Origin of the sequence: Pseudomonas cavernicola (assembly GCF_003596405.1) — a bacterium.
GTDB lineage: Bacteria > Pseudomonadota > Gammaproteobacteria > Pseudomonadales > Pseudomonadaceae > Aquipseudomonas > Aquipseudomonas cavernicola.
In genome coordinates this window covers 1,183,430-1,207,966 of sequence record NZ_QYUR01000006.1, presented here as the reverse complement: position 1 = coordinate 1,207,966, position 24,537 = coordinate 1,183,430, and the positions used below count along the sequence as shown (strand labels likewise).

Below are 24,537 nucleotides of genomic sequence, written 5' to 3'. Positions count from 1 at the left end.
GCCATTAATTTTTTTGAAGGAGGCCCTTGAATGCATCACACCGCGTGTGATGCTCATTGGTCGAGGGCGTAACTGCCATTCGAATGAAATTGGGTGCTCAGCGCGAATGCAAATGACTGGTCAGCGGTGATGCAAATGGGTGGTCAGGTCGATGCAATTACGCAATCTAGGCTCTGTTGACGTAAGTCCACCGCTAGAATTTTCTTTTGCCATGCCCGACAGAAGCCAACTGAGCAGTAACGATTGGCGCGTATACGGAGCCTGCTGGGTGCCACGAAGAGAGTTCGATTACTGAAAACACCGAGCTGTCGCCGAAAGTCGAGGCCGTGCTGTGGATGCTTCGTAGTGGCGCCTTCAGCGGAAGTGTTGCGTATCCAGTGACGCTTCATCGTTGCTGAAACTGCCTTTGGCCGTCATATCGCCATTATTATTCGTCATAATGACCAATCATCCGTCAAATCAATGCACTTTGCGTCTTATCGTCGCACCAACTTGTTTCTAGACTTCTTCCCCCGCGAGCTTTGCCTGGGGCTGGAGAGGATATACACCCATGTCCATTGCCTCCTATGCACCAGGAGCCCGACTTGTCAGGAGCAGGTCGTAGAGCTCAGCGCCTTGCATGCATCCGTCCTCGCTGATCTGTCCTGGTGACAGTCCGGGGTGGATTTACAATAAATCCAATAAAAAGGTCGGCAATGATCAACAACAACAGCCGCAGTACTTTCGTTGGCGGGACGACCGCCTCCGACTACCCCTTTGCGCCTGATCCTGTGTTTGTCGAACAGGAGGTGCTGAAGTGAGTGCAGTTAAACCTGGCTTGAAGCGGACGCTCTCGCCCCGCCACCTGAATATGATCGCCATTGGCGGCTCCATCGGTACGGGGCTGTTCGTCGCCTCTGGAGCGAACATCGCGAGCTCCGGCCCTGGGGGGACCTTGCTGGCCTATGCGCTGATCGGGGTGATGGTTTATTTCCTGATGACCAGTCTGGGCGAAATGGCGGCGCATATGCCGGTCGCTGGCTCGTTCAGCACTTATGGCAGTAAGTTCGTCGAAGATGGCTTCGGCTTCGCCCTCGGCTGGAACTACTGGTACAACTGGGCGGTCACCATTGCCGCCGAACTGGTGGCTGCGCAGCTGATAATGAGCTTCTGGTTTCCGGATGTGCCGGGGGGTTACTGGAGTGCGCTGTTCCTGGGCTTGATGTTCTTGCTCAATGTGGTGTCGGTGAGAAACTTCGGCGAGAGCGAGTTCTGGTTCGCGCTGATCAAAGTGGTCGCCGTCGTAGTCTTTATCATCATCGGCCTGGCGACCATCTTTGGGTTGATGCATGGCATAGAGTCACCCGGGTTCAGCAACTTCACCAGCGGTGAAGCCCCCTTCGTCGGCGGCTTTCAGGCCATGGTCGGAGTGGTGATGATCGCCGGCTTCGCGTTCCAGGGCACCGAGATGGTCGGGGTTGCCGCTGCAGAGTCGAAGGACCCGAGGAAGAACATTCCCATCGCGGTACGCCAGGTGTTCTGGCGCATCACGCTGTTCTATATCCTCGCGATCTTTGTGATCGGGATGCTGATTCCCTATACCGACCCGAGCCTGCTGCGCAATGAGGCCACGGACATCAGCGTGTCGCCCTTCACCCTGTTGTTCGAGCGCGCCGGTTTTGCGGCGGCCGCGGCAGTGATGAATGCTGTGATTCTGACCGCGATACTCTCGGCCGGTAACTCGGGCATGTACGCCTCCACGCGAATGCTCTACAGCCTGGCGGTGCAAGGCAAGGCTCCGAAACTGTTCGCCAAGGTTTTCCAGCGCAGCGCGTATGCCACCGCCTTGTCACGCTGTAATGCACCCGCGAATACCAGCATGTGCGATTCAGCTGGTGGGTATTCGGACGCATTCGCGTGCGGCAAGGCTGGGTGAAACGCTCTGGCTGAAACTCAGGCCTTGCGACCGCCAGGCTGTAGAGCATTCGCGTGGAGGCGTACATGCCCGAGTTACCGGCCGAGAGTATCGCGGTCAGAATCACAGCATTCATCACTGCCGCGGCCGCCGCAAAACCGGCGCGCTCGAACAACAGGGTGAAGGGCGACACGCTGATGTCCGTGGCCTCATTGCGCAGCAGGCTCGGGTCGGTATAGGGAATCAGCATCCCGATCACAAAGATCGCGAGGATATAGAACAGCGTGATGCGCCAGAACACCTGGCGTACCGCGATGGGAATGTTCTTCCTCGGTCCTTCGACTCTGCAGCGGCAACCCCGACCATCTCGGTGCCCTGGAACGCGAAGCCGGCGATCATCACCACTCCGACCATGGCCTGAAAGCCGCCGACGAAGGGGGCTTCACCGCTGGTGAAGTTGCTGAACCCGGGTGACTCTATGCCATGCATCAACCCAAAGATGGTCGCCAGGCCGATGATGATAAAGACTACGACGGCGACCACTTTGATCAGCGCGAACCAGAACTCGCTCTCGCCGAAGTTTCTCACCGACACCACATTGAGCAAGAACATCAAGCCCAGGAACAGCGCACTCCAGTAACCCCCCGGCACATCCGGAAACCAGAAGCTCATTATCAGCTGCGCAGCCACCAGTTCGGCGGCAATGGTGACCGCCCAGTTGTACCAGTAGTTCCAGCCGAGGGCGAAGCCGAAGCCATCTTCGACGAACTTACTGCCATAAGTGCTGAACGAGCCAGCGACCGGCATATGCGCCGCCATTTCGCCCAGACTGGTCATCAGGAAATAAACCATCACCCCGATCAGCGCATAGGCCAGCAAGGTCCCCCCAGGGCCGGAGCTCGCGATGTTCGCTCCAGAGGCGACGAACAGCCCCGTACCGATGGAGCCGCCAATGGCGATCATATTCAGGTGGCGGGGCGAGAGCGTCCGCTTCAAGCCAGGTTTAACTGCACTCACTTCAGCACCTCCTGTTCGACAAACACAGGATCAGGCGCAAAGGGGTAGTCGGAGGCGGTCGTCCCGCCAACGAAAGTACTGCGGCTGTTGTTGTTGATCATTGCCGACCTTTTTATTGGATTTATTGTAAATCCACCCCGGACTGTCACCAGGACAGATCAGCGAGGACGGATGCATGCAAGGCGCTGAGCTCTACGACCTGCTCCTGACAAGTCGGGCTCCTGGTGCATAGGAGGCAATGGACATGGGTGTATATCCTCTCCAGCCCCAGGCAAAGCTCGCGGGGGAAGAAGTCTAGAAACAAGTTGGTGCGACGATAAGACGCAAAGTGCATTGATTTGACGGATGATTGGTCATTATGACGAATAATAATGGCGATATGACGGCCAAAGGCAGTTTCAGCAACGATGAAGCGTCACTGGATACGCAACACTTCCGCTGAAGGCGCCACTACGAAGCATCCACAGCACGGCCTCGACTTTCGGCGACAGCTCGGTGTTTTCAGTAATCGAACTCTCTTCGTGGCACCCAGCAGGCTCCGTATACGCGCCAATCGTTACTGCTCAGTTGGCTTCTGTCGGGCATGGCAAAAGAAAATTCTAGCGGTGGACTTACGTCAACAGAGCCTAGATTGCGTAATTGCATCGACCTGACCACCCATTTGCATCACCGCTGACCAGTCATTTGCATTCGCGCTGAGCACCCAATTTCATTCGAATGGCAGTTACGCCCTCGACCAATGAGCATCACACGCGGTGTGATGCATTCAAGGGCCTCCTTCAAAAAAATTAATGGCAATAGTTATCATTGGCACTCTCTTCTTTGGAGCGTATTCTCTGCGCGCTTTGTACCTGAACTGCGTCCATAAGGAGCCGGATTTGAAGCACGCCTACCCGGAAAAACAGCAGCAATTGCTCTCGCGCTGGAGCGCTTGGCACCCCAGCCTTCAAATCCCACCGAATTACGCTCGAGCATTTGAACAATGCATTGGAACCCGCTTCGCAGCGCTGCTTCCAACGTCTGATCCAGGCGCCGTTTCGCGAACCTCGACGAACGTGAATACGACGAACACAACCGCTGCTGGTTGCCGCTTGAGAATGGCGCCCAGCTTTGTTTCGAGCACCTGTCGGCAGGGCGGATGAACAGCCGGGACGTGCGCGCCAGTATTACCCTGCACAGCCCCGCTGTGCCTACCTCAAAAGATCCAGCTTCCGCCTGAACTGCTCGCCCTGCTCCGCACCCGGCTCAACCCTGCGGCATCAAGGGAGGTGCTGGACTGCCTGGCTCAGGAGTTCGATGACAGTTTCAGCAATGACACGCTTTGCCTGGCCTTCCATCACGGCTGGAACCTCCAGTTGGCAGCTTTGGGCATCCGCTGGGTACTGGCATCAACGTCGATGCCACAGCCAACAGTTTTTTCTACCAACACTCATCAAAACTAAAAAAAGACCACACCATGACCCGTACCAAACTCTCCCTGCTGATTCCGCTGCTCGGCTCCTTCAGTGCCCCAACCTGGGCCGAAGAAACCGAGCAGCCAGGCACCCTGAACATGCAAGCCACAGTTGTCTCGGCCACCCGCAGCGAAGCGAGCATCGCTTCGATTCCAGGCTCGGTGCAGGTCATCGACGAACAGCAGATCCGTGAGCAGAGCGGCACCGGCCGCCGAGTCGCCGATATCCTCGGGCAACTGGTGCCAGGCCTGGCACCCTCCAGTGGCGGGATGAGCAACTTCGGTCAGACCCTGCGTGGGCGCAACATGCTGGTGTTGATCGACGGCGTGTCGCAAAACGCCACCCGCGACAACTTCCGTCAACTCAACAGCATCTCGCCCGCCAGCATCGAGCGCATCGAAGTGGTGTCTGGCGCGAGCAGCATCTACGGCGCCGGGGCTTCGGGCGGCATCATCAACATCATCACCAAACGCAACCAGGGCCAGGACCTCGCCTTTAGCAGCAAACTGGGCCTGGGCAGCGCAACAACCTCAATCCCAAGGGTTTCGCCTACGAGGCGTTCCAAAGTGCGACAGGCCGACAGGACGCACTGGACTGGTATGTCTCGGCAGACCTGATCCAACGCAACGACCAGTTCGACGGCAACGGCAAGCGCATTCCCCAGGACACCTCCCCAGGGCAGCAACATGGATACCGAAACCTATGACCTGCAAGGTCGGTTCGGTTACGAGTTGGATGCCGACAAAAAGCTCAACCTGTTGCTGCAAGACTACAAGGATCAGCAGGACACCGACTACACCAAGGATCCGAAGAACCGCCAGGAAGCCGTCGCGATCAAGGGCTTGAAGCTCGACGACCAACCCTACACCCACAACCAGGCGGTCAACCTCAACTACACCGATAAGGATTTGTACGGCCAGGGCCTGGTGGTCGAAAGCTACTGGCGCCGTGCCGACGCGCTGTTCTTTCCCGATCTGGCTCGGGGCAAGGCCGGTGTCTCGGACAACAACAGCGTGCAAGATGTATACGGCCTGCGTGCTGCCATCGATAGCCCGTTGCCGTCCATCGGCGATGCCACCGGCAACCTGGTCTGGGGGGCCGACTACGACCACGAGCGCTCCCGCCAGCGTGGCGACCAGTACAAGGTCAACGGCCTGAGCTACAGCAAGACTGGCGCCACCTTTGAATTGGGGCCGGACATCGAAACCACCACCAAGGCGTTGTTCGGGCAAATGTCCTGGGACATCGCTGACTGGACCCTGCGTGGCGGCATACGCCGTGAGTGGATCGAAAGCGAAGTCGCCGACAGCATCGCCTACGGTGAAATCGTTCAGACCGGCAAACGCTCGACCTTGCCCGGCGACACTCTCAACTATGACGACACCCTCTACAACCTGGGAGCGGTCTATCACCTGAGTGAAAACCAGGACCTGTTCGCCAACTTCAGCCAGGGCTTTTCGCTGCCGGACATCCAGCGCTTCATGCGCGATGTCAGCAGCACCTTCAACATCCAGAGCCTCAACGCCCAGGCGATCAAAGTCGACAGCTACGAGCTGGGCTGGCGTGGTACTTGGGATCAATGGCAAGCCGACGTCACCGTTTATGAGAACACCTCGGACGTCACCCAGTTCTTCGACGCCAACGACCGTGTGCTGCGCCTGATCAACCAAAAGGAACGCGTACGCGGCATCGAGAACAGCCTGACGTATCGTGCGACCGATCACTGGTCGGTGGGCGGCACTTACGCTTGGGCCAAAGGTGAAACCGAACAGAACGGCAAATGGATCGACCTGCCGGCCACCCGCATTTCACCGGCTAAAACCACTTTGTTCGTCGGCTATACCGAAGACGACTACAGCCTGCGTCTGCAGGGCATGCATCTGTCCAGCTACGATGCCGCCGCCAAAGACAACAATGGCCGCGATATCGAGGGCTACACCCTGGTGGACATGCTCGGTTCGGTGGAGCTGCCGGTCGGCCGCCTTGAAGGTGGGGTCTACAACCTCACCAACCGCACCTACCAGAACCTCTTCGCCCAGGCCAACGCCCGCGCGCCTTTTGCCAATGCCGAAGGGCGTACGCTGAGCGTCAGCTACTCGGTCGACTGGTAACTCAAGAGGTACATAACTTGAGAGCTGTCATCGTTTTTGAACGATGACAGATTACCGGAGCTCGCTCGGCGGGAGTGCTTCACATCGACCGCTCATGATGCAGTCCCAACCCCACTTGCGTAGTCGTGCTTTGCGCCAGTAGTCCTTGACGACATCTTCAGGGATGTCCTGATCATCATTGAGGGCGAACTGCGGGGCCAGGGCGTACTTCACATCCAAATGCCTGGTCAGTGGCAATGCACTTAGGTGGTCAAGCGAGATGTAATTTCGCACCTGGATCGGCCAACAGCTCGCAGGCGCTGACTATCCGTTGACAGTCCAAAAGCTCAATGTGCGCAGACCAAGTGCCAGTGCCAGGTCAGCCAGGCCGCTTGCTTGAGACGCTCGACCCGACCTATACCCTGCTGAAAAAAACGGAACATGCCGTAGATATCCACCATGGATTCAAGCGCCCCCCGGCAGACGGGGCGCCCAACTTTCAATATCTGACCAATCCCGATGGGAGTGAACGAGGTCGATAATGCCTTGGTGGTTGGCCTTAGGGCGAACCTCAGCGCTGAGATCTGTCCGCAGCAGTCAGGGCACCATAGAGCTCGGGACGCCGGTCCTGTAGGTAGGGCGTCTGCTGCCTTGCCTGCTCGACCACACGCCGGTCGAGATCAGCGAGCAACAGCTCCTCATCGCGTCCAGCCTGTGCCAGCGGCGTTCCATCAGGTGACGAAACACTGCTAAGGCCGCAGTAGGTGATATCCCCTTCGGCGGCGCAATAGTTGCCATAGGCCAAGTAGAACTGATTTTCATACGCTCGCGCCCTACCGTGGTGGTCGCGACGAAATCATAGGGAAGCATGTTGGCCGTCGGCACCAGCACCAGATCGGCACCAGCCAAGGCCAGTCTGCGGTGTTTTCCGGAAACTCAACGTCGTAGCAGATCAACAGCCCCAGGTGCCAGCCCTGCCATTCGATCAGCGCGGTATCCAGCGCCTCACCCCGGCTGAACAAACTGTGGTCCAGCTCGCCATACAGATGCGTCTTGCGGTAGTTTGCCCAGGCGCTGGCCCTGGGCATCGATTAGTTGCACCGCGTTATAAACGAGGCCAGCTCCAGCGCGCTCGGGATAGCCATAGAGAATCGCCACACCGGCAGCCTGGGCAATCCGGGCGATGACCTGCGCGGAGGGGCCATCGCAAGGTTCGGCAAGACGCGAGACCGCCTCGGCACCGATGTTATAACCGGTCAGGAACATTTCAGGGCAGACCAGAAGGTCTGCCCCCTGCTCCGCCGCACGCAGTGCCGTGGCCTCCAAACGACGCAGGTTGCCTGCGACATCCAGAGGCGATGACGCGCATTGATAGACGGCCAGACGCATCTTGCTCACTCCTTCACTCAGGCAATTCGATAGGACCGATCTCATGGAAGACATCGCCGGGCCCGGGGTTTTCCGGATAACTGCGGCCACCAAAGTGAGTCATGATCCCCCACGCCGCATTGAGCGAGGTCTGCACTGCGCCCTCGACCCAGGCCGGAGTCCAGGACACATCGTCGCCGGCGATGAAGATGCCACGCTGTTCCGCCGGCATATCGGCCTGCATGAAGTGCGCGTACATGCGCTGGTTATAGCGGTAATGACCCGGTAGCGCCCCCTTGAAGGCGCCGAGGAAGTGCGGATCGGCTTCCCAGGAGACAGTGATTGGATCACCAATGATATGGCTGGCGATATCCACATCCGGATAGATCTTCTTCAACGCATCCAGCGCCAGTTTGACGCGCTTCTCGATTGGTTGCGGCAGCATTTTCAAGGCATCGCTCATCCAAGAGTAGGACAGGCAGATCACCCCCGGCTTGTCGTCGCCGTTATCGAACAGATAGGTGCCACGAGTCAGACGGTCGGTCAGGGTCATGCTCATGACATCGCGCCCGGTTTTCGGGTCTTTGTCTTTCCAGAACGGCCGGTCGACCATCACGAAGGTCTTCGAAGACTGCATGTAACGGGTACGGTCCAGTGCCATCCACATCTTCTGCGAGAACAGCGACTCTTCGCATTCGATCTGGGTAGTCAGCAACCAACTCTGGCAGGTGGTCAGTACAGCCTCGTAGTGGCGGCTCACCCCCCAGTAGTCAGTCACTTCGAAGTGGCCGTTGCTATCGCGGGCAATCCGTTTCACTCCCGGGCGCGGCGCGCCACTGTGCAGCGAAGACAGGGTAGTGCTTGCGGCCAGTGTGCGCATTTTTCCGGCGCATGGCGCCAGATACCCAGCGGGACCTGCTCTACACCGCCCTCGATCAGGTGCTGGTGATCGTCGCAGTTGGTCATCACCACGCGGAAGATTTCCAGCATGGAGTTGGGGAAATCGGAATCCCAGCCACCGGTGCCGAAACCGACCTGACCAAAGACCTCACGATGATGGAAAGTCAGACGGGCAAAAGCCTCGGAACTGGCGACGAATCATAGAAGGTGCGGTCATCCCACAGCGGCACCAGGGTATTCCACAGCTCTTTGAGCTTGGCCACATCGCGATTGCGGATGGCCTCCTGGATACCACTGAACTGGGCTCCGCTCTCCAGGGCTTCAGCCCAGGCGTCGGCGACTTCACTGAACAGCGCCGGCAGATCGGCCAGGCGGTTGGCGTAATAGGTCTTGCCTTCCAGGTCGACCACGGTACTGCCTGAGGCAGGCGTCAACGGGTTAGGGAACGGCTTGGTCTTCAGTCAGCTTGTCGACATAGTGGTAAAAGGCCGTGGACGACACCGGGAAGCGCATGCCACCCAGCTCGGCAATGATACCCTCGGCGCCTTCGAATGCCTGTGAGCGCAGACGGCCGCCCATGCGCGAAGCTTCGTAGACGACAGGCTTGAGGCCCAACTTCATCAATTCATAGGCAGCCACCAGACCGGCGATCCCGGCGCCGACAATGGCCACTTCCTTGCCATGGTTCTCGGCTGGAATGCTGCCCAGCCCCGCCGGATGCTCGATCCAGTCGTCGAAGGCAAACGGAAAGTCAGGACCGAAAATGGTGATGGGCTTCTTCCCGTGGCTATCGGGATGGCGATTGTTCTTAGCAGTCATGGCAAGGCCTTGAGAAAACCAGAATGGATGTTCATCACCCTGCCCGCCGGCAAGGTGTCATACGGTGAACAGCAGTCTAGGGAACATCCAGGCTGACTATAAGACGCAAAATGCAGCGATTAGACGAAGCCTGACTGCATTACGACGACAAAACCAAGCTAATTGACGAAGCACATCCTCAAAGCGGATGGCCACGGTCAACTTTAGTAGACAAAATGATCGAGGTCGTCGTCTTCTCCACCCCGTCGAAACTACCGATTTGATCGAGGGCAGCTGATCGAGGCGCTCCGGGGAGTCCACCCGCCCAGCCAGGCCACATAATCGAACTCGCCACTGACCGCACAGACTGCTGGACTCGCGCCATGCCGCTCAACCGGCGCAGAACCTGCTTGCCCGGAACGCGGTTGCAAACGGAATACCCACATAGGCTGCAAACCTCCATAAGCACCCGCCTGACCCAGGCGCACGCCATAGCCGTGATGATTTGCCGACTGTTTCAGGCGTTGCGATGCGGGACTTACCGTGTAACGCGCAAATCCCCAGGCGACGGGCCAGCACCGCCACACTTTCTCGAGCGTTATCTGCAAGCAGCAATCATTGACGGTTCGATATCGGTCGAGGCAGGTAAATACAAATCAGCATGAAATAATCGACTCGGACCAAATAGACCACAGTTGCAAGGGTCGTGTAGGGAAATCGTATTGTCAAACTTCTTGCCCGTGATCGGACGGGCCATGTCAACCGGGCAGAGAGGTGCGTGACAGGGCGTAATTGCAAGCCAACACCTTGATGCCGTCAGGACCATCTGTCACTTAGCTCAACAATGCCCAGAGCCTTTGCCTTCGTGCTCGGCTGACGATGCCAGCCGGTGTTTGCCCAGTCTGAACCTACCCGAACCGCCGCTCCTCCCGACTTAACTCGACCGATCAAAACCGACCTGAAGCCGACGCTCACAGCTAATATCTAGCGCTGTTGGAGTAAAGGTTGACCCCGTTCCAATGCTATGAGCTAGGATCCATGATGGCCGATACCACGACTCAAAGTGTCGTGGCAAGCAACAGAGAGCCTGGAACGACTCGCGAAGCATCACAAAGAATACCGAGCGTGGCGGGCACTTCTCGGGGCCGCGACACAGCAGATTTCTCATGCTTTGATCCCATATCTCACTCACTTTGCTTCTGAGGCCTAGGCGTCGAAGACAAGAACCATTGTCCACACTCCGGTTCAATAATGGGCGCGAGGCCTGCGGTGGTTAGACTGGGGCCTCGAACCTGGTCGAGTACGATCCAATCCGGCAGACTTTTTCCGCTCAAGCACGGGAAGAACTGGCATCGCTTTCCCCTCACGCGATCCCGTATTCGTCGAGGCCGACATCCATTTCCTTGCCGCCCTTGCGCTCCATGATCGTTTCCGGATTACTTGCGCAATCACGATTGGGTATTGAACTGAGCCAGGGACTATCCGGTTTTTTTCTCTTCAGTTCGGCGCCACTCTCCCGACAGAGTGGGAACCTGTGTATCTGACGAAACCCACCCGTTTCCTACGAAGATTTCGCACCCGAGACGCCGATCCCTTCGACTTTTAGCCGGAGTCCTTTTCCGCAAACCGAGCCCTCGTCGAGGAACGGGTCATCGTACTACAAGGTCAGAGCCCAGGCGAAACGGCGCTCTCCTATTGGTTTGTCCACCGTTGAGCGACATCGTCACTGCCGTTAATAGAGCCCGGCCTCCAGATCGCACACTTCAAGGAATATCCTACACTACCAATCCGAGGACGCCTACGATCTGTATCAGCATCAAATATGCGCAGTTAGCCATGTGCTACCACCCCTTACGGCGATAAAGCGATAGTTCGGCTTTCGAAGAAGCGGACTGTCGCAATAACTAGCGCTACGTGAATAAGTCGCCCGCGGAAGCGTGTCTGGTATGAATTGAGCCCAACACATGAAGCCAGGGTCACGCTATCCAATCAGCTTGTCTCTGCGCACCTTACTTAGCGACCCAAAGCCTGTTGTATACCACTCAAACCAACATCGCGCCAAATCCGGCCGCACGCGTCTGGACATCTCAATCGACCCCTCACCAGCCACAGGCGGCTGCAAGTCGATTGGCAGCAGTCCAAGCAACGCCAGTAAAGATCCATCATTATCATGCACTGACCGCACACAGGCCTGATCTGAGCCATCCCGAAAGCCGTTCGAAACAGCAGAAAAAATTTCCCAGCGGGTTGCAGGCCGGCAAGGGCGATCCGTATCTAACTTAGCTCCCCGTGGCCAGCTTGTGGCCAGGAGGCGCTCCTTTGCTGTGATGGTCAGATCAGCCTGTCGGTCCAGTGGACAGAATGATGGCACTTTACATGGCGTTCTATGGACTGCTGCCAAATCGAACTTGGGAGCAAGCTGGGCGTTTGAGCGGTGACAATCGTTGATGTCCAGAGCGTGCCGCCTGGTAATATTTGGCCGAGTTGGTTGAGTGGTCATACAACAAGGCTTTGGGGTCGCTAAGTAAGGTGCGCAGAGACAAGCTGATTGGATAGCCGTGACCCTGGCCTTCATGTGTTGGCCTAACAATTCATACCAGCCGACCCCGCTTCGCGGGCGACTTAGTTCAGACGCTAGTTATTGCGACAGTCCGCTTCTTCGAAAGCCGACTATCGCTTTATCGCCGTCAGGGTGTAGCACATCGGCAACTGCGCCTTTTGATGCTGATACAGATCGTAGGCGTCCTCGCGATTGGAGTGAGGATATTCCTTGAAGTGTGCGATCTGGAGGCCGGCCTCTATTAACGCAGTGACGATGTCGCTCAACCGGTGGACAAACCAATAGGAAGGAGCGCCTTTCGCCTGGCTCTGACCTTCGTAGACGATGACCCGTTCTCGACGAAGGCTCGGTGCGGAAATAGGACTCCGCTAGTCGAAAGGGATCGGCCGTCTCGGGTGCGAACATCTCTAGGAAAGGGTGGGTTTCGTAGATCACCAGGGTTCCACTCTGTCGGAGAGTGGCGCCGACACGAGAGAAAAAACCGCGATATCCGGCATCCAGTTCAATACCCCAATCGTGATTAGCGCAGTATCGAAACGATCATGGAGCGCAGGCGGCAAGGAATGGATGTCGGCCTCGACGAATACCGGATCGTGAGGGGAAAGCGATGCCAGTTCCCGTGCTTGAGCGAGAAAAGCTGCGGATTGATCGACTCCGACCACGGTTCGAGCCCCAAGTCCTAACAACGACAGGCACTCGCGCCCATTATTGCAACCGAGTTGGACAATGTTCTTGTCTTCGACGCCTAGGCTCAGAAGCAAATGAGTGAGTATGGGATCAAAGCATGAGAAATCTGCTTGGCCGACCGCCCCGAGAAGTGCCCGCCACGCATCGGTATCTTTGTGATGCTTCGCCGAGTCGTTCCAGGCCTCTCTGTTGCTTGCCACGACACTTTGAGTCGGTGGTATCGCCATCATGATCTCCTATCATTAACGGGTCAGACATTTACTCCAACAGCGCTAGATATTAGCTGTGAGCGTCGGCTTCAGGTCGTTTTGATCCGGTCGAGTTAGTCGGGAGGAGCGGCGGTTCGGTAGGTTCAGACTGGGCAACAACGGCTGCATCGTCAGCCGCAGCAACGAGGCCAAGGCTCTGGGCATTGTTCGAGCTAAGTGACCAGATGGTCCTGAACGGCATCAAGGTGTTGGGCTGCAATTACGCCCTGTCCAGCAACCTCTCTGCCGTGACATGCCCCGTCCGATCGCAGAAGCTTTGACAATACGATGTTCCCTACCCGACCCTTGCACTGCTGTCTATTTGGTCCGAGCGATTATTCATGCCTGATTTGTATTTACCTGCCCTCGACGATATCGACCGTCAATTGATTGCTGCTTGCAGATCAACGCTCGAGAAAGTGTGGCGGTGCTGGCCCGTCGCCTGGGGATTGCGCGTACCACGGTAACGTCCCGCATCGCACGCCTGGAAAAGTCGAAAATCATCACCGGCTATGGCGTGCGCCTGGGTCAGCGGGTGCTTGATGGAGGTTTGCAGGCCTATGTGGGTATTACCTTGCAACCGCGTTCCGGCAAAGAGGTTCTGCGCCGGTTGAGCGGCATGGCGGAAGTCCAGCAGCTCTGTGCGGTCAGTGGCGAGTTCGATTATGTGGCCTGGCTGCGGGTGGACTCCCCGGAGCGCCTCGATCAGCTGCTCGATCAAATCGGTAGTTTCGACGGGGTGGAGAAGACGACGACCTCGATCATTTTGTCTACTAAAGTTGACCGTGGCCATCCGCTTTGAGGATGTGCTTCGTCAATTAGCTTGGTTTTGTCGTCGTAATGCAGTCAGGCTTCGTCTAATCGCTGCATTTTGCGTCTTATAGTCAGCCTGGATGTTCCCTAGACTGCTGTTCACCGTATGACACCTTGCCGGCGGGCAGGGTGATGAACATCCATTCTGGTTTTCTCAAGGCCTTGCCATGACTGCTAAGAACAATCGCCATCCCGATAGCCACGGGAAGAAGCCCATCACCATTTTCGGTCCTGACTTTCCGTTTGCCTTCGACGACTGGATCGAGCATCCGGCGGGCTGGGCAGCATTCCAGCCGAGAACCATGGCAAGGAAGTGGCCATTGTCGGCGCCGGGATCGCCGGTCTGGTGGCTGCCTATGAATTGATGAAGTTGGGCCTCAAGCCTGTCGTCTACGAAGCTTCGCGCATGGGCGGCCGTCTGCGCTCACAGGCATTCGAAGGCGCCGAGGGTATCATTGCCGAGCTGGGTGGCATGCGCTTCCCGGTGTCGTCCACGGCCTTTTACCACTATGTCGACAAGCTGGGACTGAAGACCAAGCCGTTCCCTAACCCGTTGACGCCTGCCTCAGGCAGTACCGTGGTCGACCTGGAAGGCAAGACCTATTACGCCAACCGCCTGGCCGATCTGCCGGCGCTGTTCAGTGAAGTCGCCGACGCCTGGGCTGAAGCCCTGGAGAGCGGAGCCCAGTTCAGTGGTATCCAGGAGGCCATCCGCAATCGCGATGTGGCCAAGCTCAAAGAGCTGTGGAATACCCTGGTGCCGCTGTGGGATGACCGCACCTTCTATGATTTCGTCGCCAGTTCCGAGGCTTTTGCCCGTCTGACTTTCCATCATCGTGAGGTCTTTGGTCAGGTCGGTTTCGGCACCGGTGGCTGGGATTCCGATTTCCCCAACTCCATGCTGGAAATCTTCCGCGTGGTGATGACCAACTGCGACGATCACCAGCACCTGATCGAGGGCGGTGTAGAGCAGGTCCCGCTGGGTATCTGGCGCCATGCGCCGGAAAAATGCGCACACTGGCCGCAAGGCACTACCCTGTCTTCGCTGCACAGTGGCGCGCCGCGCCCGGGAGTGAAACGGATTGCCCGCGATAGCAACGGCCACTTCGAAGTGACTGACTACTGGGGGGTGAGCCGCCACTACGAGGCTGTACTGACCACCTGCCAGAGTTGGTTGCTGACTACCCAGATCGAATGCGAAGAGTCGCTGTTCTCGCAGAAGATGTGGATGGCACTGGACCGTACCCGTTACATGCAGTCTTCGAAGACCTTCGTGATGGTCGACCGGCCGTTCTGGAAAGACAAAGACCCGAAAACCGGGCGCGATGTCATGAGCATGACCCTGACCGACCGTCTGACTCGTGGCACCTATCTGTTCGATAACGGCGACGACAAGCCGGGGTGATCTGCCTGTCCTACTCTTGGATGAGCGATGCCTTGAAAATGCTGCCGCAACCAATCGAGAAGCGCGTCAAACTGGCGCTGGATGCGTTGAAGAAGATCTATCCGGATGTGGATATCGCCAGCCATATCATTGGTGATCCAATCACTGTCTCCTGGGAAGCCGATCCGCACTTCCTCGGCGCCTTCAAGGGGCGCTACCGGGTCATTACCGCTATAACCAGCGCATGTACGCGCACTTCATGCAGGCCGATATGCCGGCGGAACAGCGTGGCATCTTCATCGCCGGCGACGATGTGTCCTGGACTCCGGCCTGGGTCGAGGGCGCAGTGCAGACCTCGCTCAATGCGGCGTGGGGGATCATGACTCACTTTGGTGGCCGCAGTTATCCGGAAAACCCCGGGCCCGGCGATGTCTTCCATGAGATCGGTCCTATCGAATTGCCTGAGTGAAGGAGTGAGCAAGATGCGTCTGGCCGTCTATCAATGCGCGTCATCGCCTCTGGATGTCGCAGGCAACCTGCGTCGTTTGGAGGCCACGGCACTGCGTGCGGCGGAGCAGGGGGCAGACCTTCTGGTCTGCCCTGAAATGTTCCTGACCGGTTATAACATCGGTGCCGAGGCGGTCTCGCGTCTTGCCGAACCTTGCGATGGCCCCTCCGCGCAGGTCATCGCCCGGATTGCCCAGGCTGCCGGTGTGGCGATTCTCTATGGCTATCCCGAGCGCGCTGGAGCTGGCCTCGTTTATAACGCGGTGCAACTAATCGATGCCCAGGGCCAGCGCCTGGGCAACTACCGCAAGACGCATCTGTATGGCGAGCTGGACCACAGTTTGTTCAGCCGGGGTGAGGCGCTGGATACCGCGCTGATCGAATGGCAGGGCTGGCACCTGGGGCTGTTGATCTGCTACGACGTTGAGTTTCCGGAAAACACCCGCAGACTGGCCTTGGCTGGTGCCGATCTGGTGCTGGTGCCGACGGCCAACATGCTTCCCTATGATTTCGTCGCGACCACCACGGTACGGGCGCGAGCGTATGAAAATCAGTTCTACTTGGCCTATGGCAACTATTGCGCCGCCGAAGGGGATATCACCTACTGCGGCCTTAGCAGTGTTTCGTCACCTGATGGAACGCCGCTGGCACAGGCTGGACGCGATGAGGAGCTGTTGCTCGCTGATCTCGACCGGCGTGTGGTCGAGCAGGCAAGGCAGCAGACGCCCTACCTACAGGACCGGCGTCCCGAGCTCTATGGTGCCCTGACTGCTGCGGACAGATCTCAGCGCTGAGGTTCGCCCTAAGGCCAACCACCAAGGCATTATCGACCTCGTTCACTCCCATCGGGATTGGTCAGATATTGAAAGTTGGGCGCCCCGTCTGCCGGGGGGCGCTTGAATCCATGGTGGATATCTACGGCATGTTCCGTTTTTTTCAGCAGGGTATAGGTCGGGTCGAGCGTCTCAAGCAAGCGGCCTGGCTGACCTGGCACTGGCACTTGGTCTGCGCACATTGAGCTTTTGGACTGTCAACGGATAGTCAGCGCCTGCGAGCTGTTGGCCGATCCAGGTGCGAAATTACATCTCGCTTGACCACCTAAGTGCATTGCCACTGACCAGGCATTTGGATGTGAAGTACGCCCTGGCCCCGCAGTTCGCCCTCAATGATGATCAGGACATCCCTGAAGATGTCGTCAAGGACTACTGGCGCAAAGCACGACTACGCAAGTGGGGTTGGGACTGCATCATGAGCGGTCGATGTGAAGCACTCCCGCCGAGCGAGCTCCGGTAATCTGTCATCGTTCAAAAAACGATGACAGCTCTCAAGTTATGTACCTCTTGAGTTACCAGTCGACCGAGTAGCTGACGCTCAGCGTACGCCCTTCGGCATTGGCAAAAGGCGCGCGGGCGTTGGCCTGGGCGAAGAGGTTCTGGTAGGTGCGGTTGGTGAGGTTGTAGACCCCACCTTCAAGGCGGCCGACCGGCAGCTCCACCGAACCGAGCATGTCCACCAGGGTGTAGCCCTCGATATCGCGGCCATTGTTGTCTTTGGCGGCGGCATCGTAGCTGGACAGATGCATGCCCTGCAGACGCAGGCTGTAGTCGTCTTCGGTATAGCCGACGAACAAAGTGGTTTTAGCCGGTGAAATGCGGGTGGCCGGCAGGTCGATCCATTTGCCGTTCTGTTCGGTTTCACCTTTGGCCCAAGCGTAAGTGCCGCCCACCGACCAGTGATCGGTCGCACGATACGTCAGGCTGTTCTCGATGCCGCGTACGCGTTCCTTTTGGTTGATCAGGCGCAGCACACGGTCGTTGGCGTCGAAGAACTGGGTGACGTCCGAGGTGTTCTCATAAACGGTGACGTCGGCTTGCCATTGATCCCAAGTACCACGCCAGCCCAGCTCGTAGCTGTCGACTTTGATCGCCTGGGCGTTGAGGCTCTGGATGTTGAAGGTGCTGCTGACATCGCGCATGAAGCGCTGGATGTCCGGCAGCGAAAAGCCCTGGCTGAAGTTGGCGAACAGGTCCTGGTTTTCACTCAGGTGATAGACCGCTCCCAGGTTGTAGAGGGTGTCGTCATAGTTGAGAGTGTCGCCGGGCAAGGTCGAGCGTTTGCCGGTCTGAACGATTTCACCGTAGGCGATGCTGTCGGCGACTTCGCTTTCGATCCACTCACGGCGTATGCCGCCACGCAGGGTCCAGTCAGCGATGTCCCAGGACATTTGCCCGAACAACGCCTTGGTGGTGGTTTCGATGTCCGGCCCCAATTCAAAGGTGGCGCCAGTCTTGCTGTAGCTCAGGCCGTTGACCTTGTACTGGTCGCCACGCTGGCGGGAGCGCTCGTGGTCGTAGTCGGCCCCCCAGACCAGGTTGCCGGTGGCATCGCCGATGGACGGCAACGGGCTATCGATGGCAGCACGCAGGCCGTATACATCTTGCACGCTGTTGTTGTCCGAGACACCGGCCTTGCCCCGAGCCAGATCGGGAAAGAACAGCGCGTCGGCACGGCGCCAGTAGCTTTCGACCACCAGGCCCTGGCCGTACAAATCCTTATCGGTGTAGTTGAGGTTGACCGCCTGGTTGTGGGTGTAGGGTTGGTCGTCGAGCTTCAAGCCCTTGATCGCGACGGCTTCCTGGCGGTTCTTCGGATCCTTGGTGTAGTCGGTGTCCTGCTGATCCTTGTAGTCTTGCAGCAACAGGTTGAGCTTTTTGTCGGCATCCAACTCGTAACCGAACCGACCTTGCAGGTCATAGGTTTCGGTATCCATGTTGCTGCCCTGGGAGGTGTCCTGGGGAATGCGCTTGCCGTTGCCGTCGAACTGGTCGTTGCGTTGGATCAGGTCTGCCGAGACATACCAGTCCAGTGCGTCCTGTCGGCCTGTCGCACTTTGGAACGCCTCGTAGGCGAAACCCTTGGGATTGAGGTTGTTGCCGCTGCCCAGGCCCAGTTTGCTGCTAAAGGCGAGGTCCTGGCCCTGGTTGCGTTTGGTGATGATGTTGATGATGCCGCCCGAAGCCCCGGCGCCGTAGATGCTGCTCGCGCCAGACACCACTTCGATGCGCTCGATGCTGGCGGGCGAGATGCTGTTGAGTTGACGGAAGTTGTCGCGGGTGGCGTTTTGCGACACGCCGTCGATCAACACCAGCATGTTGCGCCCACGCAGGGTCTGACCGAAGTTGCTCATCCCGCCACTGGAGGGTGCCAGGCCTGGCACCAGTTGCCCGAGGATATCGGCGACTCGGCGGCCGGTGCCGCTCTGCTCACGGATCTGCTGTTCGTCGATGACCTGCACCGAGCCTGGAATCGAAGCGATGCTCGCTTCGCTGCGGGTGGCCGAGACAACTGTGGCTTGCATGTTCAGGGTGCCTGGCTGCTCGGTTTCTTCGGCCCAGGTTGGGGCACTGAAGGAGCCGAGCAGCGGAATCAGCAGGGAGAGTTTGGTACGGGTCATGGTGTGGTCTTTTTTAGTTTTGATGAGTGTTGGTAGAAAAAACTGTTGGCTGTGGCATCGACGTTGATGCCAGTACCCAGCGGATGCCCAAAGCTGCCAACTGGAGGTTCCAGCCGTGATGGAAGGCCAGGCAAAGCGTGTCATTGCTGAAACTGTCATCGAACTCCTGAGCCAGGCAGTCCAGCACCTCCCTTGATGCCGCAGGGTTGAGCCGGGTGCGGAGCAGGGCGAGCAGTTCAGGCGGAAGCTGGATCTTTTGAGGTAGGCACAGCGGGGCTGTGCAGGGTAATACTGGCGCGCACGTCCCGGCTGTTCATCCGCCCTGCCGACAGGTGCTCGAAACAAAGCTGGGCGCCATTCTCAAGCGGCAACCAGCAGCGGTTGTGTTCGTCGTATTCACGTTCGTCGAGGTTCGCGAAACGGCGCCTGGATCAGACGTTGGAAGCAGCGCTGCGAAGCGGGTTCCAATGCATTGTTCAAATGCTCGAGCGTAATTCGGTGGGATTTGAAGGCTGGGGTGCCAAGCGCTCCAGCGCGAGAGCAATTGCTGCTGTTTTTCCGGGTAGGCGTGCTTCAAATCCGGCTCCTTATGGACGCAGTTCAGGTACAAAGCGCGCAGAGAATACGCTCCAAAGAAGAGAGTGCCAATGATAACTATTGCCATTAATTTTTTTGAAGGAGGCCCTTGAATGCATCACACCGCGTGTGATGCTCATTGGTCGAGGGCGTAACTGCCATTCGAATGAAATTGGGTGCTCAGCGCGAATGCAAATGACTGGTCAGCGGTGATGCAAATGGGTGGTCAGGTCGATGCAATTACGCAATCTAGGCTCTGTTGACGTAAGTCCACCGCTAGAATTTTCTTTTGCCATGCCCGACAGAAGCCAACTGAGCAGTAACGATTGGCGCGTATACGGAGCCTGCTGGGTGCCACGAAGAGAGTTCGATTACTGAAAACACCGAGCTGTCGCCGAAAGTCGAGGCCGTGCTGTGGATGCTTCGTAGTGGCGCCTTCAGCGGAAGTGTTGCGTATCCAGTGACGCTTCATCGTTGCTGAAACTGCCTTTGGCCGTCATATCGCCATTATTATTCGTCATAATGACCAATCATCCGTCAAATCAATGCACTTTGCGTCTTATCGTCGCACCAACTTGTTTCTAGACTTCTTCCCCCGCGAGCTTTGCCTGGGGCTGGAGAGGATATACACCCATGTCCATTGCCTCCTATGCACCAGGAGCCCGACTTGTCAGGAGCAGGTCGTAGAGCTCAGCGCCTTGCATGCATCCGTCCTCGCTGATCTGTCCTGGTGACAGTCCGGGGTGGATTTACAATAAATCCAATAAAAAGGTCGGCAATGATCAACAACAACAGCCGCAGTACTTTCGTTGGCGGGACGACCGCCTCCGACTACCCCTTTGCGCCTGATCCTGTGTTTGTCGAACAGGAGGTGCTGAAGTGAGTGCAGTTAAACCTGGCTTGAAGCGGACGCTCTCGCCCCGCCACCTGAATATGATCGCCATTGGCGGCTCCATCGGTACGGGGCTGTTCGTCGCCTCTGGAGCGAACATCGCGAGCTCCGGCCCTGGGGGGACCTTGCTGGCCTATGCGCTGATCGGGGTGATGGTTTATTTCCTGATGACCAGTCTGGGCGAAATGGCGGCGCATATGCCGGTCGCTGGCTCGTTCAGCACTTATGGCAGTAAGTTCGTCGAAGATGGCTTCGGCTTCGCCCTCGGCTGGAACTACTGGTACAACTGGGCGGTCACCATTGCCGCCGAACTGGTGGCTGCGCAGCTGATAATGAGCTTCTGGTTTCCGGATGTGCCGGGGGGTTACTGGAGTGCGCTGTTCCTGGGCTTGATGTTCTTGCTCAATGTGGTGTCGGTGAGAAACTTCGGCGAGAGCGAGTTCTGGTTCGCGCTGATCAAAGTGGTCGCCGTCGTAGTCTTTATCATCATCGGCCTGGCGACCATCTTTGGGTTGATGCATGGCATAGAGTCACCCGGGTTCAGCAACTTCACCAGCGGTGAAGCCCCCTTCGTCGGCGGCTTTCAGGCCATGGTCGGAGTGGTGATGATCGCCGGCTTCGCGTTCCAGGGCACCGAGATGGTCGGGGTTGCCGCTGCAGAGTCGAAGGACCCGAGGAAGAACATTCCCATCGCGGTACGCCAGGTGTTCTGGCGCATCACGCTGTTCTATATCCTCGCGATCTTTGTGATCGGGATGCTGATTCCCTATACCGACCCGAGCCTGCTGCGCAATGAGGCCACGGACATCAGCGTGTCGCCCTTCACCCTGTTGTTCGAGCGCGCCGGTTTTGCGGCGGCCGCGGCAGTGATGAATGCTGTGATTCTGACCGCGATACTCTCGGCCGGTAACTCGGGCATGTACGCCTCCACGCGAATGCTCTACAGCCTGGCGGTGCAAGGCAAGGCTCCGAAACTGTTCGCCAAGGTTTCTCGCAGCGGCGTGCCACGCAATGCGCTGTATGCCACCACCCTTGTCGGTGCACTGTGTTTTCTGACCTCGGTGTTCGGTGACAAGGCGGTGTATACCGCTCTGCTGAATACCTCAGGCATGTGCGGATTCATCGCCTGGCTGGGTATTGCGGTATCGCATTACCGCTTCCGCAAAGGCTACATGGCCCAGGGCGGACGTCTGGAAGACCTGCCCTATCGAGCCATGCTGTTCCCCTTCGGGCCGCTGTTCGCCTTTACCCTGTGCCTGCTGATTACCCTGGGGCAGAACTACAGTGCATTGCTCGGCGACCGCATCGATTGGGGCGGACTGATAGCCACCTATGTCAGCCTGCCCTTGTTCCTGGCGATCTGGTTAGGCTATCGCTTCAAGCACCGCTGCCGTCTGGTCAAGTACACCGAAATGGATGTGGGTGGTCTGCAGAACAGCGCTGAAGAGGCTCCCGCCGCTCGGCCAGCAGCAGACACGCGTGTTGACGGTCATCTCGACCTGACACATCGCTAGGGCAACCCTTATATAGAGCTCCCCCGGAGTTCCATCGGTGAAAGATCAGCGCCTCCGGCGCTGATCTTTTTTGGGTAGCCGACTCGGCGAGCCCGAGAGTTCAGCGCGAAAGCGGTGATGATCAAGGGCGGCATGCGCTGCCAAGCAGCCCTGCGAAAGTGTCCGGCAAGAACCCTGCGATTCATTTCGATATATCCTGTGCACCCTCAACCCAATCCACTCTCCGTCGCAGGACTCCCGGTATGAAAAACCAGCTCGTTGAACTGATCGGCAAAATAAGTTCGGGCTGCATGGGCGAGGAGGAGATCGAGCGGGTCGCCGATGAAGCGGCGCAGGCCTATGCCGACCCGCAGGCTTTCCTCGCGGCCAATCCGGACATCAACTACGACGACACCTTCCCCATCCCGCTGGGGGAGTGGGTGGTGGTGGGCAGCTTGCCGGCGACGGTGCTGTTCCAGGCGGACACCTATGCCGATCTGTTTCAGCAGATCGTCGACTCGTTCGGCAAGGATGTGCTGTTCAATATCAAGCCCAAACAATTGGCCAAAACAGAGGCGTTGACGGCGCTGAACCGCATCCAGGTGCAGCTGAGCAGCATGAACCCGGAGAAAGGCGGTTATGTGCTGATGAATTTCAGCCAGCCGCTGGATGACGAACTTCAGGCCGTGCTGATCTACAGCTGCGATTTGTCGCGGGTGCTGGAGCTGTGCGCCGAGGTGGGGATTGCCGCCGCCGCGTCCTACGAAGCCCTACGGGTGGCAGTCCACAATTGAGGCGCTGACGAGCGTGCGCAGGGCCAGCAGACGACAGTCCCGGTCTTGCTGTACAGTCGTTCAGCACAAGCTTGGGCGGCACGCCTAGGCGAGCCCCACGACCGACCCGAGGAGATGCGCCAGGATGACTCAGGAAGCCCGTTTTTCCCGTCTGGAGCCGGAGCTGCGCAAGGCGAACCTGATCGAGGCGACCCTGGTCTGCCTGAAGCTCCATGGTTTTCAGGGCGCCTCGATCCGCAAGATCTGTGCGCAGGCAGGCGTTTCGGTCGGGCTGATCAATCACCATTACTCGGGCAAGGACGAGTTGGTTGCCGAAGCCTACCTGGCGGTCACCGGACGGGTGATGAGCCTGCTTCGCGAGGCTATTGCCCAAGCCGCCCCCAGCGCGCGGGCACGCTTGTCGGCGTTTTTTCGTGCCTCATTTTCCCCCGAACTGCTCGACCCGCAATTGTTGGATGCCTGGCTGGCGTTTTGGGGCGCAGTGAAAACCGCAGAGGCGATCAACCTGGCCCACGAGCATTCTTATGGCGAATACCGCACCGTGCTGAGCAAGGTGCTTGCCGAGTTGGCGCTGGAGGAGGGCTGGAGTGATTTCGATGCCGACCTCGCCGCGATCAGCCTGAGCGCGCTGCTCGATGGCCTGTGGCTGGAGTCCGGCCTCAACCCCGGCACCTTCACTCCGGAGCAGGGCATACAGATATGCGAGGCCTGGGTGGATGGTTTGCAGGCGGGCGGACGGCAACGTTTCCAGCGCCCGACCGGCAGCTGTTGATCGGTCGTTCAGCAATAGATACTCTGCCCCTGGCTGGACGCTGCAGAATGCAAAACCTCTAATAAGAAACGCGCCCCCGGACTGATTCGGCGGCACATGCAGGACAACAAGCGATGGCTCCTCGGGTATTGATCGTCGATGACGATCCGCTGATTCGCGAACTCCTTCAGGCCTACCTCTCGCAGGAAGGCTACGACGTGCATTGCGCCGCCACGGCTGAGCTGGCCGAAGCCTGCCTGGCGACCACGGCGGTTGATCTGGTGATGTTGGATATCCGCCTGCCGGGCAAGGATGGCCTGACCCTCACCCGCGAACTGCGGGTTCGCTCGGAAGTGGGGATCATCCTGATCACCGGCCGCAACGATGAAGTCGACCGTATCGTCGGCCTCGAGTGCGGTGCGGATGACTACGTGATCAAACCCCTCAATCCGCGCGAGCTGGTCTCGCGGGCGAAGAATCTGGTGCGCCGCGTGCGCCATGCGCAAGTTCAGACTCCGCCGGCAGTGCAGGCCAAGCAGCAGGTCAAACAGTTCGCCGCCTGGACCCTGGACACCGACCGCCGCCGGCTGATCGACCGCGAGGGTGGCGAAACCCTGCTGACCCACGGTGAATACCAGTTGCTCTGCGTGTTCCTGCGTAACAGTGGGCACACCCTCAGCCGCGATCAGTTGATGGATCAAATCCGCAACCGCGAGTGGCTGCCCAATGATCGCTCCATCGATGTGCTGGTTGGTCGGCTGCGGCGCAAGCTGCATGACGACCCCGCCGAGCCCCAGTTGATCATCACCATCCACGGCGCCGGTTACCTGTTCACCGCCAGCGCAGATGCCGCCTGA

The 24,537-nt window shown here is 58.2% G+C and carries 6 protein-coding genes and 11 pseudogenes; 10 read left to right on the top strand and 7 right to left on the bottom strand.

Annotated features, from left to right (window positions below):
• Positions 1 to 850 precede the first annotated feature (850 nt).
• A pseudogene (locus D3879_RS21745) lies at positions 851 to 1,828 on the top strand (amino acid permease); the annotation flags it as partial.
• A gap of 115 nt (positions 1,829 to 1,943) precedes the next feature.
• On the opposite strand, the pseudogene D3879_RS21740 reads toward D3879_RS21745, so the two are convergent.
• A pseudogene (locus D3879_RS21740) lies at positions 1,944 to 2,857 on the bottom strand (amino acid permease); the annotation flags it as partial.
• Between the two features lie 932 nt (positions 2,858 to 3,789).
• Between D3879_RS21740 and D3879_RS27680 the strand changes: the two are divergent.
• Positions 3,790 to 4,269: pseudogene (locus tag D3879_RS27680) on the top strand (IucA/IucC family protein); the annotation flags it as partial.
• Positions 4,270 to 4,367: 98 nt separating this feature from the next.
• Positions 4,368 to 6,476: pseudogene (locus tag D3879_RS21730) on the top strand (TonB-dependent receptor).
• Positions 6,477 to 7,026: 550 nt separating this feature from the next.
• On the opposite strand, the pseudogene D3879_RS21725 reads toward D3879_RS21730, so the two are convergent.
• The 4 pseudogenes from D3879_RS21725 to D3879_RS21710 all read right to left on the bottom strand — a co-directional run bounded on the left by D3879_RS21725 (position 7,027) and on the right by D3879_RS21710 (position 12,995).
• Positions 7,027 to 7,844 (bottom strand): annotated as a pseudogene (locus D3879_RS21725) (carbon-nitrogen hydrolase family protein).
• Between the two features lie 13 nt (positions 7,845 to 7,857).
• Positions 7,858 to 9,542 (bottom strand): annotated as a pseudogene (locus D3879_RS21720) (flavin monoamine oxidase family protein).
• Positions 9,543 to 9,720: 178 nt separating this feature from the next.
• A pseudogene (locus D3879_RS26730) lies at positions 9,721 to 10,140 on the bottom strand (Lrp/AsnC family transcriptional regulator).
• Between the two features lie 2,051 nt (positions 10,141 to 12,191).
• Positions 12,192 to 12,995 (bottom strand): annotated as a pseudogene (locus D3879_RS21710) (class I SAM-dependent methyltransferase).
• Between the two features lie 362 nt (positions 12,996 to 13,357).
• Between D3879_RS21710 and D3879_RS21705 the strand changes: the two are divergent.
• From D3879_RS21705 to D3879_RS21695, 3 genes and pseudogenes are all read left to right on the top strand, one after another.
• Positions 13,358 to 13,818: pseudogene (locus tag D3879_RS21705) on the top strand (Lrp/AsnC family transcriptional regulator).
• Positions 13,819 to 13,996: 178 nt separating this feature from the next.
• Positions 13,997 to 15,682, top strand: a pseudogene (locus tag D3879_RS21700) (flavin monoamine oxidase family protein).
• Positions 15,683 to 15,695: 13 nt separating this feature from the next.
• Positions 15,696 to 16,514, top strand: a complete 819-nt coding sequence (locus D3879_RS21695; protein WP_119956302.1) for a carbon-nitrogen hydrolase family protein — start codon at positions 15,696 to 15,698, stop codon at positions 16,512 to 16,514.
• A 551-nt stretch (positions 16,515 to 17,065) separates the two neighbouring features.
• Here the strand turns inward: D3879_RS21695 and D3879_RS21690 are convergent.
• A complete protein-coding gene (locus tag D3879_RS21690; protein ID WP_119956300.1) occupies positions 17,066 to 19,174 on the bottom strand; it encodes a TonB-dependent receptor in 2,109 nt (702 codons plus the stop codon).
• A 97-nt stretch (positions 19,175 to 19,271) separates the two neighbouring features.
• Positions 19,272 to 19,751: pseudogene (locus D3879_RS27675) on the bottom strand (IucA/IucC family protein); the annotation flags it as partial.
• A gap of 932 nt (positions 19,752 to 20,683) precedes the next feature.
• Between D3879_RS27675 and D3879_RS21680 the strand changes: the two are divergent.
• From D3879_RS21680 to D3879_RS21665, 4 genes are all read left to right on the top strand, one after another.
• The gene (locus D3879_RS21680) at positions 20,684 to 22,156 is read left to right on the top strand and encodes an amino acid permease (RefSeq protein ID WP_238474296.1); all 1,473 of its coding nucleotides are present in this window, start codon (positions 20,684 to 20,686) and stop codon (positions 22,154 to 22,156) included.
• A 242-nt stretch (positions 22,157 to 22,398) separates the two neighbouring features.
• Positions 22,399 to 22,929 carry a hypothetical protein gene (locus tag D3879_RS21675; RefSeq protein WP_119956298.1) on the top strand — a complete coding sequence of 177 codons (531 nt, stop codon included), beginning with the start codon at positions 22,399 to 22,401 and terminating at the stop codon, positions 22,927 to 22,929.
• Between the two features lie 124 nt (positions 22,930 to 23,053).
• Positions 23,054 to 23,701: a TetR family transcriptional regulator C-terminal domain-containing protein gene (locus tag D3879_RS21670; protein WP_119956296.1), complete on the top strand. Its 648-nt coding sequence runs from the start codon at positions 23,054 to 23,056 to the stop codon at positions 23,699 to 23,701.
• A 113-nt stretch (positions 23,702 to 23,814) separates the two neighbouring features.
• Positions 23,815 to 24,537, top strand: a complete 723-nt coding sequence (locus D3879_RS21665; RefSeq protein WP_119956295.1) for a response regulator — start codon at positions 23,815 to 23,817, stop codon at positions 24,535 to 24,537.

Coding starts and splice junctions, on each gene's coding strand:
- D3879_RS21675 (WP_119956298.1), top strand. CDS start 22,399: ATGAAAAACCAGCTCGTTGAACTGATCGGCAAAATAAGTTCGGGCTGC.
- D3879_RS21680 (WP_238474296.1), top strand. CDS start 20,684: ATGATCGCCATTGGCGGCTCCATCGGTACGGGGCTGTTCGTCGCCTCT.
- D3879_RS21690 (WP_119956300.1), bottom strand. CDS start 19,174: ATGACCCGTACCAAACTCTCCCTGCTGATTCCGCTGCTCGGCTCCTTC.
- D3879_RS21670 (WP_119956296.1), top strand. CDS start 23,054: ATGACTCAGGAAGCCCGTTTTTCCCGTCTGGAGCCGGAGCTGCGCAAG.
- D3879_RS21665 (WP_119956295.1), top strand. CDS start 23,815: ATGGCTCCTCGGGTATTGATCGTCGATGACGATCCGCTGATTCGCGAA.
- D3879_RS21695 (WP_119956302.1), top strand. CDS start 15,696: ATGCGTCTGGCCGTCTATCAATGCGCGTCATCGCCTCTGGATGTCGCA.